This window comes from Serratia sp. M24T3 (genome assembly GCF_000257645.1).
Taxonomy (GTDB): Bacteria; Pseudomonadota; Gammaproteobacteria; order Enterobacterales; family Enterobacteriaceae; genus Rouxiella.
Window position 1 is genome coordinate 352,355 of sequence record NZ_AJHJ01000002.1, and the last position, 14,557, is coordinate 366,911.

Genomic DNA, 14,557 nt, shown 5'->3' on the forward strand with positions numbered 1-14,557 from the left:
ACTCTCAACAGAGTTGAAAGTGCAATTCCCTTGGCTTATGGTGTTCTCAAAAAAAAATACAGCGCAAATTTTAAAAAAATTGAGCCGCAAATAACATCAACAACAAATATCCCTTATCATTTTGGTAAGGGCTAAACTAACTTTTATAATTGTCATGGCAAACGGTTAATAGCTTAAGAATATAAAATGCTTTTAAACTACTTGCTGTGTGTAGAGAGTTACTATCATTCTTAACAAAAAAAATAGCAAATATTATTAATGTTTACTGAGTAAATAGTTTGAACAGGCGTTAAAACCAATCCGCGGGTAGCTAACTTCTATATAAAAGTAAAGAGAGGGGACGGGTAATGTTTATTGGAATTATGATCTGACTCACAAATAAAAAAGTCAGATCATGCAACCCAATCTCATTGCCGACTGTTTGAAGGGGAAATATTTAACCCGCAGCACTTAACGTCGCCGCTGTTTGACTTCTGGCAGGGATATGACTCAAAAGTTGGCGGGTGTAGTCGGTTTGGGGATGGTCAAAAATTTGCTGTACCGCTGCCTGCTCGACGACTTTCCCCTGTTGCATAACCACCACATAGTCTGAAATCTGTTTAACAACCGCCAGATCATGAGAGATAAACAGGTAACTCAAGCCTAACTCGCGCTGCAGACGGTCCAATAAAGTTAATATTTGCGACTGAACTGCGGCATCAAGCGCCGAGACAGGTTCGTCAAGCACCACCAGCTCGGGGGAAATGGCCAACGCTCGTGCAATCGCGACCCGCTGTCGCTGGCCGCCGGATAATGTCGTAGGGCGTACATCCAGCAATCGCCGCGGCAGCTCGACACTGTCCATCAGCCACTCGGCTCTTTCGCGCTGACTGTGCCGACAGCCGATACGAAAAGCCACCAGCGGTTCAGTAATAATCTCAAGCAATGTCATTTTCGGATTCAGCGACGCATAGGGATTTTGATACACCACTTGCACTCGACGACGGAATGCCAGTCGTTCGGCGCGGCTGGGGGCGCTGAAATCCTCGCCGTCGAACTCGATATTGCCGCTGTCTTGAGTTTCCAGCCCTAACAACATACGCACGGTGGTCGATTTACCGGAGCCAGACTCCCCCACCAAGCTAGTGGTTCCGCCACGGATCACCGGAAAAGAAACCTTGTCCACGGCAATAAAATGGCTTTGGCCACCGCTGGAAACAAAACGCTTGCTCAGCTGGTTGGCGCGCAGTAAGGGTAGATTATTTTTTAACAACGGGCGGCGCGGCACCTCAAAAAAAGCGGGTGAAGACTGCAACAGCTGGCGGGTGTAAGCATGGCGCGGCTGGTTAAACAGCGCAGCGGCGGGGCCGGTTTCTACAACTTTTCCGTGCTGCATCACCATTACGCGATCGGCACGCTCCAGCGCCACCTGTAAGTCATGGGTTATCAACAGCAGCGCAATTCCCTTGCTGCGCACGATGGATTCAAGCGCGTCAAGCACCTGTTTTTGTACGGTCACATCAAGAGCGCTGGTCGGTTCATCGGCAATAATGAGTTTTGGATGATGGCTCATCGCCATCGCCAGGAGTACGCGTTGGCGCATTCCGCCGGAAAGTTGGTGTGGGTAGCTGTGCAACACACGATGAGCATCGTGCAGCCCCACTTCAGTCAACAGAGTTTCCACCCGCGCCACGGCCTGCTTTTTGCTGACACCGTGCAAAGTCAGTGCTTCGAGCATTTGCTTGCCGATAGACTGAATAGGGTTAAGCGACTGGCCCGGATCTTGAGGGACAAAACCAATTTCCAGCCCGCGTAATTGTTGCCAACGCCGTTGGCTAATATTCTCAAGCGCTTCGCCATCCAGCCGAATCGTACCCTCTGTGCGCCGTGCCTGCTTGCCCAACAGTCCGACCAACGCCGAGGCAGTCGTGGACTTGCCCGAGCCGGAACCGCCAACAATCGCCAACACTTCTCCCGCAGCCAGCTGTAGATCGAGTTTTTCCACCGCCCGCAGCATTTCTCCGTTCTTGAGGGCGTAGTCAATACTGAGCTGTTCCACTGACAGCAGTACCGGTTTTGTTGTCTGGCTCATTGTTCCTCCGCTCGGTCTTGAATAAATCCAGCGACCCGGTTAGTTGCCAGCACGGCAAACACGATAATCAAACCCGGTAACGTGGTGTACCACCAGGCAGCCGCAATGTAGTTACGGCCTTCGGAAATAAGCAACCCCCATTCCGGTTGCGGAGGTGGCGCACCGAAGCCAAGAAAACTCAGCGCCGACACAGACAGCAGCGCAAAACCCAGCTCCAGCGCAGCCAGTGACAGCACCGGTGCCAGCGCATGAGGAATGATGTGACGGCGTATAATAGTCAGATGACTGACACCGCCGGCGCGCGCGGCTTCCACAAACAAATTGACCTTGCTGCGTAACACCTCTCCTCGCGACAGGCGGGCAAAAGTGGCTACCGATGACAGTCCTACTGCGACAGCAATGTGCAGTGTCCCAAAACCTAAAACGGTGACAATCGCCATTGCCAGCAACAGATTAGGTATCGCCATCAGCACCTCAATAATGCGCATAAACAGCTGGTCGGTTCGCCCCCCCACGTAGCCTGAAATGACGCCGATTGACGCGCCAACCACTAACGCTATCGCCACTGAAAACAGTGTGGCTTTCAAGGTCAGCGCGGTTCCGTAAACCGTGCGGCTGTAGATATCGCGCCCCAGATGATCGGTTCCAAACCAGTGTGAAACCGAAGGTGCCTGCAACGCGCCAAGCGGATCGCCAACCAGTGGGTCCTGATGACTAAACACACTGGGAACCATAGCCCACAGCGCCACCACCAGTAATACCGCCAGACTCAACCACAGCGTAAAGGCTAAACGCCGACGCGAAGTAAGCGCCCGTTCACCAGGCAGAATAAGACTCATTTGCCACCTCCTGCCGAGAGGCTGCCTAAACGCGGGTCGAGCAGCGGATAAAGGAGATCGACCACAAAGTTCACCAGCACAAAGACTATCGCAGCGGTCAGAACCACGCCCTGCACTACCGGAATATCCTGAGTCGAGACCGCGCCCTGCGCCAGTCGGCCCAGTCCTTCGCGCGAAAAAATGGTTTCCGTGACCACCGCGCCAGCCAGTAGATGGCCGAAAATCATGCCGGTCAACGTCAGCAGCGGGATCGCCGCGTTGGGCAAGACATGTCGCCATAATAAATGCGCGGTGCTGGCACCTTTTAAACGCAGCGCGTCAATAAACGGCCGCCGCCACACTTCGGCCAGCGAGCGGTTCATTACCTGTGCCAGCATGGCCGCCGTTGGAACGGCTAACGTTAACGTCGGCAGCACCAGAGATTGCCATCCCTGATTGCCCATTGCCGGGAACCAGGCATGACTGAAAGAGAAGGCCTGCAACAACAGCAAACCGAGCCAGAAAGTCGGCAGCGCCGCCCCCAGAGAGGGCAATGCCAAAAATGCCGATTTAAGTCGGCCAGCGGGCAATACACTGACCCCGGCGGCTAATCCCCCGCCGACAATAATTGCTACGGCAAGGGCGCACAATGCCAGCAACAGGGTCGGCGGTAATGCCTGTAACACTAAACGCGTCACCGGATCACCACTGACAATCGAGCGCCCCAAATCAAAGTGCAGCAGGTCCCAAATTGACCACGCGTACTGTATATAGAAAGGCTCATCGAGGTGATACAGCGCCTTGAGCGCGTTAACCTGCGCGATATCCACCGTGCTCTGTTCTCCCTGATTGAGCATGATGGTCACGGGGTCTGACGGCAAAATGTAGAGGATCAGAAACGTCAGCGTATAGGCCGCCCACAGCACGGCAAGACTCGTCAACACCCGCTTGACAAGCCAGTGGACGCGTGGCCCGCTGGCGCTGATTTTGTCGATTGGATTATCGGAAATCCAGGTTTTGTCAGTCATGTGCGCCCTATCCTTTTACGATTTCGGTGAAAGCCAGGTGTCATACAGCTGGAAACGCGATGAAGCGTCGTAACGGAAGCCGTGAACGTTATTGCCAGTGGCAATCACCGTCGCCAGCTCCACCAGCGGAATGGCATCACCGTCGGCAATCAGTCCTTTGGCCGCGTCGCTGACCAGTTGCTGCCGCTTGTCATTGTCCAACGTCTGACTTGACTGCTGTAGCGCGCTATCAATCTGATTCGCTGCCCGTTTGTTGACATTACGCCCGCCAGGACCCGCATCGAAGACCGTGCGCAGTACATCCGGGTCGGAACGGGTCAGATTATAGAACTCCACCTCCTGCGAACCGCTGGACTGCCGGGCGATCACTTGCCCAATCGGTGCTTTATCCAACTGAATATCAATGCCGACTTTCCTCAGTTGCTGCTGTACCAACTCGATAAACGGTGCAGATTGCCAGTAAGTCAGGGTAAATCTCAAACGCTGGCCACCTTTGACACGCACCCCGTCCGCGCCTTTCACCCAGCCATCTTTATTCAACAAGTTTTCAGCAGCCTGTGGGTCATATTTCAACTGGCTGCCGAGGTCTTGATACAGCGGCGTAGTTTTCGCCAGTACCGAGCTGGCCGGTGCCTGATAGCGCGACAAAATTGGCTGCAAGGCGGCGCGGTCGATGGCCAGATTCAGCGCCTTTCGCACGCTCTCATCGGCCATTAGCGGCATCGACTGATTCGGAAACAGGCTGTAAACCAGCCCCGGATTGGTTCGCGCGATGATCGGCAATTTTTTTGCCAAAATCAGCGGCTCATCCTGAGGCGTAACACCGGCATTGAGGTCTAACTGTCCCGAGACAAGACTGCCGAAACGCACTCCGGACTCTGGCACCACGCGATACTCAATGCCGTCGAGATAGCTGTCGCCCCGATGCTGCGCCAGCGACGACGGCCACTGGTAGCCCTGACGCCGGGTAATATCGACTTTCTGATTATGCACAAAAGTCTTGAGCACAAACGGACCGGTACCCACCAGATTACCCTGACAGCGCGCATCCACCGTCGCCTTCACGGTAGAGTTAGCGAAGAAACCGAGGCTCATGGTCGAGGTTGCCTGCAGAAACTGCGCATTTGGCTGCACAAATTTGATCACCACATGTTTTGCATCTGGCGTTTCAATACTGCTCAGGCCCTTGAGATAGGTCGAGGCCAGCGAAGAACGCGCGCCCATCGCAACGATGGCTTCTAGATTGTCCTTCACCGACTGCGAGTTAAACGGCGTGCCGTCGCTGAAAGTTACGCCATCGCGTAGCGTAAAGCTGAAACTGCGGTTGTCATCGCTGACCTGCCACTGGGTCGCCAGCCATGGCACGATTTTGCCGGTTTGCGGGTCCTGATCGGTGAGGGAATCGGTTAACTGACGCCCGATATTGAGCGAGTTATTGTTGCCGACTTGCTGCGGATCCAGGCAGTTAGGATCGGTATCGATAGCCACCAACAGAGTCCCGCCGGAATGCGGCGTATCGGCAGCAGGTTTATTGCTGGCCGAGGCTGCTTCCGGTTTATCACAGGCGGTCAGCGCAGAAGCCATCAGCAATGGAAAAACCAGCCGCCGCAGTCGCGATCCCGTCCGCAGAGAGGTATTTGAAAACTCTTGCACGTCACTATCCTTATTATTCAATTACTTGGCCACAATGCTCGTGGACTCGCGAATTTTGTTTTTCTGCGAATAGCGATTGGATTTGAACGGAATATCCAGACGCTCACGCAGCGTTTTGGCCTCCGTAGAAGGGTGCCAATAACCGCGGTCGGCCAGAATAGGCAGCACTAAACGGGTGATATCATCAAGCGCTTCGTTCAATACCGGCCCGCTGATGATAAAGCCGGTTGCCGCCCCCTCCTCGACCCAGTGAATAAAGGTCTCCGCCACCTGCTCAGGTGTGCCGAAGAACTCGCCTTTCGGTAATGTGGTCTGAAAAGCAATCTCACGTAAGGTCAGATTCTCTTCTTTGGCGCGACGTTTAATTTGATCGGTGGTAGAGCGGAAGGTGTTTTGGCCCAGATTGCCGACGTCAGGGAACGGACCGTCCAGCGAATACTGCGAGAAGTCATGGTGATCGAAGAAGCGCCCTAAATAGGCCAGGGCATCTTCAACCGACAATAATGAAAGCAGATATTGGTATTTCTCTTCGGCCTCTTCGGCCGTTGTTCCCACAATCGGGCTAATACCCGGGAAAATGCCCACCGGATGGCGATTGTTTTTCGCCACTTCACTCTGCAATTTGGCGGCGTAAGCTTGCGCTTCTTCCAGCGTACGGGCATTGGTGAACACCGCGTCGGCAGATTTACCCGCCAGTCCAATCCCAGTATCCGAGGCCCCCGCCTGGAAGATAACCGGCTGTCCCTGCGGGGAACGCTGAATGTTCAGTGGCCCTTCAACCGAGAAGAAACGCCCTTCGTGATTCAACTTATGCAGCTTGGAGGCGTCGAAAAACACGCCGCTTTCGCGGTCACGGGTGAAGGCGTCGTCTTCCCATGAATCCCATAGACCTTGCACCACGCTGATATATTCCTCAGCAATCTGATAACGCAGGGAATGTTCTGGATGATCCTTGCCAAAATTCCTGGCCGAGCCCGCAAGCGGCGAAGTCACCACGTTCCAGCCTGCACGCCCCTGACTGATGTTATCAACCGTCGCCAACTGACGAGCCACGGTAAAGGGATCGCTATAGGAGGTGGAAATTGTCCCTGCCAGACCAATGCGCTGGGTAGCAGAGGCCAGTGCGGACAGCAGCGCAATCGGTTCAAAGCGGTTCAGGAAATGTGGCAATGATTTTTCATTAATATGCAGACCATCGGCAACAAACAGGAAATCGAAGTTTGCCGCTTCGGCGCGCAGGGCCAGTTCACGAAAATAAGGGAAATTGACACTGGCATCCGCTGGCGCTTTATGATGACGCCATGAATTCATATGACCGCCTGCTCCGTGCAGCATCAGGCCCAGCTTAATACTTTTCTTCGATTGGCTCATGGTAGGCATCCTTATTACAGAGAGATTTATTTGATATTTCCATAAAACCCCGAGCACACTAAATACTTAAACGTCACAACCAATGCAGCTAATTAGCTAAAGCATTTCCAGATTATTTCCTTTAATTCGCGCCCATTTTCATTTTCTCAATTTGGATAGTTAATTTTGTTGTTTTACTTCGAGTTAAGCCTCGGGAATAGTGAAATCAACAGCTCAATGAGTTAATTAACAGGACAAATAATAACAATGACGCATCACAAAAAATTAACCGCCATCGCCGTGCTAATGACTATTTCTTCGCTGGCAAATGCAGCGAATACCGGTATTGATCTGATTGCCAATGAAAAGCCCATTGATACGCCTAAAAATGCTCAAGCCGCGGCAAAAATTCCGGCCAACTTTAAATTCGTCAATCCCGGATATTTAACCGTTGCGGTTGCAGTTCTGGGCAGCGCACCGCCTTTTGGCCTTTTCGCTCGTGATAATAAAACGGTGATTGGCAGCGAGGCCGATATTGCTCGCCTGGTCGCCGATGGGCTAGGCCTCAAGGTCAAACTGGTTCCGGCCTCGTGGGAAGACTGGCCGCTGGGCGTGACCTCAGGCAAGTATGACGCCGCGGCCTACAACATTACCGTCACCAGGGATCGTAAAACCAAATTCGATTTCGCGACCTATCGCCAAGACACGCTGGGCTTTTACGTGAAATCCACCAGTAAAATTACGTCGATCAAGTCTGCGCCGGATATTGCCGGAAAACGCATTATTGTCGGCTCCGGCACAAATCAGGAGTCTGTGCTGCTGGCCTGGGATAAAGAAAATCAGGCCAAGGGCCTCAAGCCGTTCACGCCGATATACGTGACCGACGATGCAGCCGCCACGCTGGCTCTTCAGTCCGGGCGCGCCGATGCTCAGTTTGGTCCCAACGTAGCTTACGCCTATCGCGCCAAACTCACTGGCAACACCAAACTGGTCGGTATCGTACCGGGCGGCTGGCCGAAAACCGCCAACATCGCTTTCACAATTAAAAAAGGCAATGGGCTGGTTGATGCGGTTCAGGCCTCAATCAACAGCGCAATTGCCAACGGCAGCTATCTGCAAGTGCTGGATCGCTGGGGTGAGAGCGTCGAGAAGATTGATCATTCTGAGATTAACCCGCCGGGACTCGGCGACTGATTGCAGGAAAAACCTATGAGCCAAGATAAATTTATTCACACTACGCCTGATGACCCATTGATCGTGCCGATTATTCAGGGTCTGTTTGGTGAATACAAAGCGCGGTACGCTGACTTTTTCAGCAATAATCAAGAGGTTGATCCGGCCAGCCTCTATGCTGCGCCTGACGGGGTATTCATTGTGCTGCTGCGCGACGGACAACCTATCGCCATGGGTGCGTATAAACGTTATGACGAAAATACCGCCGAGCTGAAACGCATTTGGACCGACGCCACGCTGCGCCAACAGGGTCTGGCGAAAAAAGTGGTACAGGAACTGGAACGACTGGCGTTTGAGCAAGGCTATAACCGTGTATTTCTGACTACCGGTTTCCGCCAGCCGGAAGCAGTGAAACTTTATCTTTCACAAGGTTATGAGCCACAGTTCGATATCACCCTTGACCGTGAAATATTTTCTAAACCGCCTTACGATGGTCGCCTGCGCTTTCTGAAACCGCTGAGTGCGATTGCCGCCTCAATCGAGCAGGCAGTCGAAGAAAACGCGGTGGTTAATGCGTTGAAGGAAAAGGCCTATGACTGATGTCAATCCGCGCTCTGCTCCTTTGGTTCCGCTTAAGGTCGTTGCGGCCCGTTATCCACTGCGAATGCTGGGCGCCGTTTTCGCCATTTTTATTCTGTTGGCGATTGCGCAGTCAATTGCGACAAATCCTCGTTGGGACTGGGGCGTTTTCAGGCAGTATTTCTTTGAGCCGGTGATATTATCCGGCCTGGCAAGAACGCTGCTACTCACCCTGCTCGGCACGGTGTTTGGCATTATTTTTGGCACCTTGCTGGCGCTGGCTCGTTTATCAAAATCTTATTTACTGAATTCGCTGGCATGGGGATACATCTGGCTATTTCGTTCGCTGCCGCTGTTACTGGTGCTCATTGTTCTCTATAACTTCTCGTATTTGTACGACAACCTGTCGCTGGGCATCCCATTCACCAATATTGAATTCTTCAAACATCCTACGGTCGATCTTTTGGACCAGTTTACCGTTGCCGTACTTGGCTTGTCGCTGGTGCAGTCAGCCTATACGGCCGAGATTATTCGCGGCGGTATTATTGGTGTTGAACAGGGGCAGCACGAAGCCGCCGCCGCGCTGGGTTTACCGTCTTATCGCCGCACTTTCCGCATCATTCTGCCACAGGCGCTGCGGGCGATTATCCCAACCGGGTTTAACGAAGTAATCGGTCTAGCCAAAGGCACGGCTATCGTTTACGTCATCTCCATGCCGGAACTTTTTTACACCGTGCAGATACTTTACAACCGCACGCAGCAGGTCATTCCGTTGCTGATGGTGGCAACCGTTTGGTATCTGGTGATAACTACTGTGCTTTCGGTATTGCAATATTACGTTGAGCGTTATTTTGCTCGCGGCACAATGCGTCAGGTAGCCCTGACTCCTCTGCAACGCCTGCTGCAATGGCGCGCAACCCGACCTTAAACAGGAGCGAAAATATGTCTGAAGCTTTTGATCTCTTTGTTAATCGCCCTGCGCCAGACGCGCCCCGGCCCATTAAACGCGTAACCCGCCATGCGCAGAATGTCGGACGAATTGAAATTAATAATCTCAGTAAATCCTATGGTGCTTTCAAGGCGTTAAATAACGTTAGCCTGTCCATTGAGCCAGGCACGGTAACAGTAATATTAGGGCCTTCGGGTTCTGGGAAATCTACTCTGCTGCGCACTATTAATCATCTGGAAAGAGTGGATGAGGGTTTTATTCAAATCGATGGCGACTATGTCGGTTATCGTCGTAAAGGTGACAAACTTTACGAGCTTAAAGAAAAAGCCATTCTCAAACAGCGAATCCATTGTGGTTACGTTTTCCAGAACTTTAACCTGTTTCCGCATATGACCGTGTTGGACAATCTTATTGAAGCGCCGATCGTTCATGGTTTATTTAAACGCAAACAGGCGATTGAGCGCGCGTATGAGTTGCTCGATACTGTAGGACTGCGCGACAAGGCACACGCCTGGCCACGGCATCTTTCTGGCGGACAGCAGCAACGTATTGCTATCGCCCGCGCATTGGCGTTGAACCCTAAAGTCATGCTGTTCGACGAGCCCACCTCGGCGCTGGACCCAGAGCTGGTCGGCGAAGTGCTCGACGTTATCAAAAAGCTGGCAGATTCTGGCGTCACGCTGGTGGTGGTGACCCATGAAATCGGCTTTGCTCGCCAGGTGGCGGATCGCGTGGTGTTTATGGTTGATGGTTCAGTGGTAGAGACCGGCAGCGCCTCGCAAGTACTGGATAACCCACGCCATCAGCGTACCCGTCGTTTTCTGGAGAAAGTGTTGTAACCGTTTCTAAATCCCCCTATTTTTTGCCTAAAAAATGATTGAGCAATACATTTTTTAATATTGCTCAATCATGTGGTTATCACTATCCTCCTTTTTGACCTCATTTTTTCGCTCATCATTAAAGGCCACCTTGCATGCCTCTGCTTTTTCCGATGTTTATCAGAACACAACTTTTATGACTGGTGCTGTAGAAGGTTCGCGTGCCGCAAAAGGCATATTCCGTTCCCTGCGTATCTTCAACTATCGGGTGTGGGCGGCCGGCTCGCTGGTTTCCAACATTGGCACCTGGATGCAGCGGACGGCACAAGACTGGTTGGTACTGACTCAGCTAACCCACCACAATGCCTCGGCCGTGGGAACGGTCATGGCGCTTCAGTTTGGCCCGCAAATTCTGTTGCTGCCGTGGACCGGTTTTGCTGCCGACCATTTCAATCAGCGCAAGATGCTGATGCTGACTCAGGCAACCATGGGCGTGCTGGCAATATTGCTGGGCTTACTTACCATCTGCGGCGTGGTGCAACTGTGGCAAGTTTATATCTTTGCCTTTGTCTTCGGCTGCGCTTCAGCCTTTGATGCGCCGGTACGGCAGACTTTCGTTGCAGAGCTTGTTGGCGATGCCGATTTATCGAACGCGGTAGCGCTGAACTCAACTTCGTTTAATGCCGCACGAATGGTCGGCCCGGCTATCGCTGGCCTAACCATCGCCTCTGTAGGTACCGGTTGGGCTTTTTTGATTAACGGCATCAGCTTCGTCGCCGTGCTTGTGTCATTGTCACTATTTCGTGTCAAAGATTTACATACCCGTGCCAGGGCGCTGCGCACGCGGGGCAGTTTTAGCGAAGGATTTCGCTACGTATGGGCTCGTGATGACCTCAAAGCCTCATTGATAATGCTATTTCTGATCGGCACCTTCGGGCTGAATTTTCCAATATTCCTGTCGACCATGGCAGTCGGCGTTTTTCATGCCGATGCGCGTGGCTACGGCCTGCTCTCATCATTTATGGCGATAGGAACTATTACCGGCGCACTATTGGCAGCGGGTCGAGAAAGCCCCAAATTTAGCTCGCTGCTGGTGGGCTCGACGGTTTTTGGCATCGGCTGTCTGCTGGCGGCAATCGCACCGGATTACTGGCTGTTTGCCGCCGCGCTGGTGGTAATTGGCATCGCCGCTCTGACCTTTATGAATACCAGCAGCAGCCTGATGCAGCTCTCGACTGAACCGGCGATGCGCGGCAGAGTTATGGCGCTGCGGGTAGGCGTCGCGTTGGGTGGAACGCCGATTGGTGCCCCAATTGTTGGCTGGGTAGCAGATAATTGTGGACCTCGTTGGTCATTGGGCGTGGGTGCAGCCTCGGGTTTTCTGGCAGCGCTGGTCGGAATCTATGCCATCATGCAGCAGAAGAAAAACCCACGACAGATTTAAAATCCCTTGCAGATTTCAAAGCCGTTCGCAAATTCAAAGAACCCTGCCAAATGAAAATTAGTCTCAAGGGTCTGGCCCGCGCGACAAAATAACTTTATCAAATGCCTCAGTCCCGAGGCCATTTTTAGGGCTGCTCCAACTTGTCTCTAACGACCAATACATCAAACATTTGATGGCCGCCTAAATTTTTAGTTTGGCAGCATACAGTGCTTTTCATTGTGATGACTATTTTCCAATAACAATCTAATTAATGACATCAATTTAATCAACATTTAACATTAGGTTGTAAATTTTTATTTGATTTTTTAAAACCACGAAACTTCTTGTTCTTTCGCACCTGGAAATAGATTATAGTTTCAATATATTTATTCAATAGGCTTTCATAATGAGACATTCTAGCTTTAAGAATTCAGCCATTAATGAAGAAATTAAAAAAACGCTGAATGAACAATTAAGCATTTATCAAGAAATTCACTATGCCTATGGCATAATGAATAAAAAAAACCCCATAGATCTCACAATCATTACTAATAAAGATGCCTGGTTCGAGCTTTATGCCAAAAATAAATATCAGCTTACTGACCCCGTATTAATTACAGCATTAAATCACGTCCTGCCTTTCTCATGGGATGAGAACATCATGATAAATTACAGTATGAAACTGCCAAAAGTTTTTAATATAGCTAAAAATTACAATATTATCAGCGGCTACACTTTTATGGTTCACGACCCCAGCAATAATCTTTCCATACTTTCATTAATGACCAACGCACAAGATAAAAGCCATTCGGATTTTAGCTTTGACGCACACAAAGAGCATCTGCAAATGTTGTTGCTGAAAGTCCACGACAAACTGATCTCACTTTATAATGACACGCCGGTGGTTGCCGATAAGGACGACATCTCTCAAGTGTTTTCAAAACGTGAAAATGAAGTCCTTTATTATGCCAGTCTGGGCAAAACTTATAATGAGATAGCAACAATACTTGATATAAAACTACCTACGGTGAAATTTCATACCGGCAACGCGCTTAAAAAAATGGGAGTCAATAACATTCGACAAGGTATCAAGATAGCGAATGAGCTACATCTTATTACTCCACTGCTCTTTGGGATGGAATGACAAAGGCCAGGAGTCTAAGGTGTCGCTACGTAACCAGCTTTGCTGCTGTATATTATTAATCAAAATCTGTTGATTCAGTTTGTCCGTCGGCATAAATATCAAATAAACAGCGGCTGTTTTCTCAGAAATGCCTCGCTCAACCACATCTATTTTCCAACCCGACATCTTAACTATTTTCAACATAGAGTGGCTTACAATGGCGTAAATTCCCTCATAGCCGCGTGACTGGGCATAGTTTATTTTAGCCAAAAAAAGCATTAAGCAAACTGGCTCATTACAAACTGTCGATTGTTTTAGCCTATCTTTATCAATAAAAAACCGACTCGATTCTAAAAAATTACCGTCAGGGATATGAATATTTTTAAAATAAGGAAGAAAAGTGTTCATAATCATCGTGGGGTGCCGGGTTTCTATAAACCTTAGGCTACAAATGAGAGATTGATTTTGCCGGCCAAAAATGTAAGTTGTTTTATTATTGTCGTACTGATCAAACTCCTTCCCCTCACTACAGTTTACTTTCCAGTCAAGCCTGTCTTTAAATACAGCTTTTCTTACGGTGTAAATTTCATTAGATTGCTCACTGGATAAATCTTCATATTTTACATCGGTAAATTCTAACATTTTTGCGTCTTCCATTACGTAGTGATATTACTTGTATACGCAAAAACAATATCTGAGTATTATATTAACAGCCAGAAAAAAAACCTTAATATATTAACTAAAATTAGAAAAGACACTTAACATTCACAACATGAATATATTTATTAGTTATGTAATTAACAATAAAAACGCCGATCCTTCAGGAGTAGAAGATCAGCGTGTTATAGCAGTTAATTATATTACTTTAAACCCATACAAAAATCGGCATACAGCCGCTTTCTTGCCACTCTATTCAGGATAGACCCCCTTAAAGCTGGTTTTCTTGCGTGGCTCAGTCATCAACGATTCAAGCGCATCGACACAGGCAAGATAGTGAGGCGTTTTCTTGTGTAAGTTGACCGCTGCGATATCGCGATAGGCCTCATAGATGTAAAAGCGGGTCGCAATATTTTCATCTTGTAAAACGTCGAAGCGTAAATTACCTGGCTCCTGCAAAGCACCAAGATGGTTGAGTTTGAACACGCTTAAAAACTCGTCAATTTTATCGGCTTTTACGTTGATTTCGACCATCGTTACTTCCATCTCTCTCTCCTTATCGTTTCAGTCACACGACAATCATAGTGATTAATACACAAAGTCTAGTTGCGTAATAATTTGTGCTTTGCCATCGATGATGGAAATGCCAGCTACATCACAATTAACAAACTTTCCGCGCAAATAATTGTTATGCCAGCGGATCTGCGCCCAGTATTAATTAAGGGCAAGCTGCGCTCAGTCTAAAGAGAAAATATAATGAGCTTATTAAGAAACACGTCTAACCATGCCTCATATCTTATGGCGCTCGATGCCGGCACTGGCAGTATTCGTGCGGTGATTTTTTCTCTTGAAGGACAGCAGATTGCCGTTGGTCAGGCTGAATGGCAGCACAATCCGCTGTCTGACGTCCCGGGA

Annotated in this window: 13 protein-coding genes and 1 pseudogene; 7 read left to right on the forward strand and 7 right to left on the reverse strand. The window is 49.9% G+C overall.

What is annotated here, in order from left to right:
* Window positions 1–436: 436 nt before the first annotated feature.
* Genes SPM24T3_RS03335 through SPM24T3_RS03355 form a run of 5 tightly spaced genes read right to left on the reverse strand, consistent with a single transcriptional unit; the run spans window position 437 to window position 6,941 of the window.
* On the reverse strand, window positions 437–2,071 hold the full coding sequence (locus SPM24T3_RS03335; RefSeq protein WP_009635282.1) for an ABC transporter ATP-binding protein: 1,635 nt from the start codon (window positions 2,069–2,071) through the stop codon (window positions 437–439).
* Entirely contained in the window at window positions 2,068–2,910 is an 843-nt protein-coding gene (locus tag SPM24T3_RS03340) for an ABC transporter permease (RefSeq protein WP_009635283.1), read from the reverse strand. The genes SPM24T3_RS03335 and SPM24T3_RS03340 overlap by 4 nt, the downstream gene beginning before the upstream one ends.
* Window positions 2,907–3,917, reverse strand: coding sequence for an ABC transporter permease (locus tag SPM24T3_RS03345; protein ID WP_009635284.1), 1,011 nt, complete (start codon window positions 3,915–3,917; stop codon window positions 2,907–2,909). The genes SPM24T3_RS03340 and SPM24T3_RS03345 overlap by 4 nt, the downstream gene beginning before the upstream one ends.
* Before the next feature lie 15 nt (window positions 3,918–3,932).
* On the reverse strand, window positions 3,933–5,570 hold the full coding sequence (locus SPM24T3_RS03350) for an ABC transporter substrate-binding protein (RefSeq protein ID WP_009635285.1): 1,638 nt from the start codon (window positions 5,568–5,570) through the stop codon (window positions 3,933–3,935).
* A 21-nt stretch (window positions 5,571–5,591) separates the two neighbouring features.
* On the reverse strand, window positions 5,592–6,941 hold the full coding sequence (locus SPM24T3_RS03355; RefSeq protein ID WP_009635286.1) for an LLM class flavin-dependent oxidoreductase: 1,350 nt from the start codon (window positions 6,939–6,941) through the stop codon (window positions 5,592–5,594).
* A 246-nt stretch (window positions 6,942–7,187) separates the two neighbouring features.
* On the opposite strand from SPM24T3_RS03355, the gene SPM24T3_RS03360 reads away from it, so the two are divergent.
* The 6 genes from SPM24T3_RS03360 to SPM24T3_RS03385 all read left to right on the forward strand — a co-directional run bounded on the left by SPM24T3_RS03360 (window position 7,188) and on the right by SPM24T3_RS03385 (window position 13,006).
* Window positions 7,188–8,114 (forward strand): ABC transporter substrate-binding protein, encoded by a 927-nt coding sequence (locus SPM24T3_RS03360; RefSeq protein ID WP_009635287.1) that lies wholly within the window; start codon window positions 7,188–7,190, stop codon window positions 8,112–8,114.
* A gap of 15 nt (window positions 8,115–8,129) precedes the next feature.
* Window positions 8,130–8,693 carry a GNAT family N-acetyltransferase gene (locus SPM24T3_RS03365; protein ID WP_009635288.1) on the forward strand — a complete coding sequence of 188 codons (564 nt, stop codon included), beginning with the start codon at window positions 8,130–8,132 and terminating at the stop codon, window positions 8,691–8,693.
* Window positions 8,686–9,600, forward strand: a complete 915-nt coding sequence (locus SPM24T3_RS03370) for an amino acid ABC transporter permease (RefSeq protein WP_009635289.1) — start codon at window positions 8,686–8,688, stop codon at window positions 9,598–9,600. The genes SPM24T3_RS03365 and SPM24T3_RS03370 overlap by 8 nt, the downstream gene beginning before the upstream one ends.
* 14 nt (window positions 9,601–9,614) lie before the next feature.
* Window positions 9,615–10,460, forward strand: a complete 846-nt coding sequence (locus SPM24T3_RS03375; RefSeq protein ID WP_009635290.1) for an amino acid ABC transporter ATP-binding protein — start codon at window positions 9,615–9,617, stop codon at window positions 10,458–10,460.
* Between the two features lie 175 nt (window positions 10,461–10,635).
* On the forward strand, window positions 10,636–11,883 hold the full coding sequence (locus SPM24T3_RS03380) for an MFS transporter (RefSeq protein WP_009635291.1): 1,248 nt from the start codon (window positions 10,636–10,638) through the stop codon (window positions 11,881–11,883).
* 385 nt (window positions 11,884–12,268) lie between these two features.
* Window positions 12,269–13,006 carry a LuxR family transcriptional regulator gene (locus tag SPM24T3_RS03385; RefSeq protein ID WP_009635292.1) on the forward strand — a complete coding sequence of 246 codons (738 nt, stop codon included), beginning with the start codon at window positions 12,269–12,271 and terminating at the stop codon, window positions 13,004–13,006.
* Here the strand turns inward: SPM24T3_RS03385 and SPM24T3_RS03390 are convergent.
* Both SPM24T3_RS03390 and lsrG read right to left on the reverse strand, forming a co-directional pair.
* A complete protein-coding gene (locus SPM24T3_RS03390) occupies window positions 12,968–13,627 on the reverse strand; it encodes an acyl-homoserine-lactone synthase (protein WP_009635293.1) in 660 nt (219 codons plus the stop codon). The two genes, SPM24T3_RS03385 and SPM24T3_RS03390, sit on opposite strands and share 39 nt — an antisense overlap.
* A 267-nt stretch (window positions 13,628–13,894) precedes the next feature.
* Complete coding sequence (lsrG, locus tag SPM24T3_RS03395) at window positions 13,895–14,188, reverse strand: (4S)-4-hydroxy-5-phosphonooxypentane-2,3-dione isomerase (RefSeq protein WP_009635294.1); 294 nt, start codon at window positions 14,186–14,188, stop codon at window positions 13,895–13,897.
* 210 nt (window positions 14,189–14,398) lie between these two features.
* Between lsrG and SPM24T3_RS25380 the strand changes: the two are divergent.
* Window positions 14,399–14,557 (forward strand): annotated as a pseudogene (locus SPM24T3_RS25380) (autoinducer-2 kinase); the annotation flags it as partial.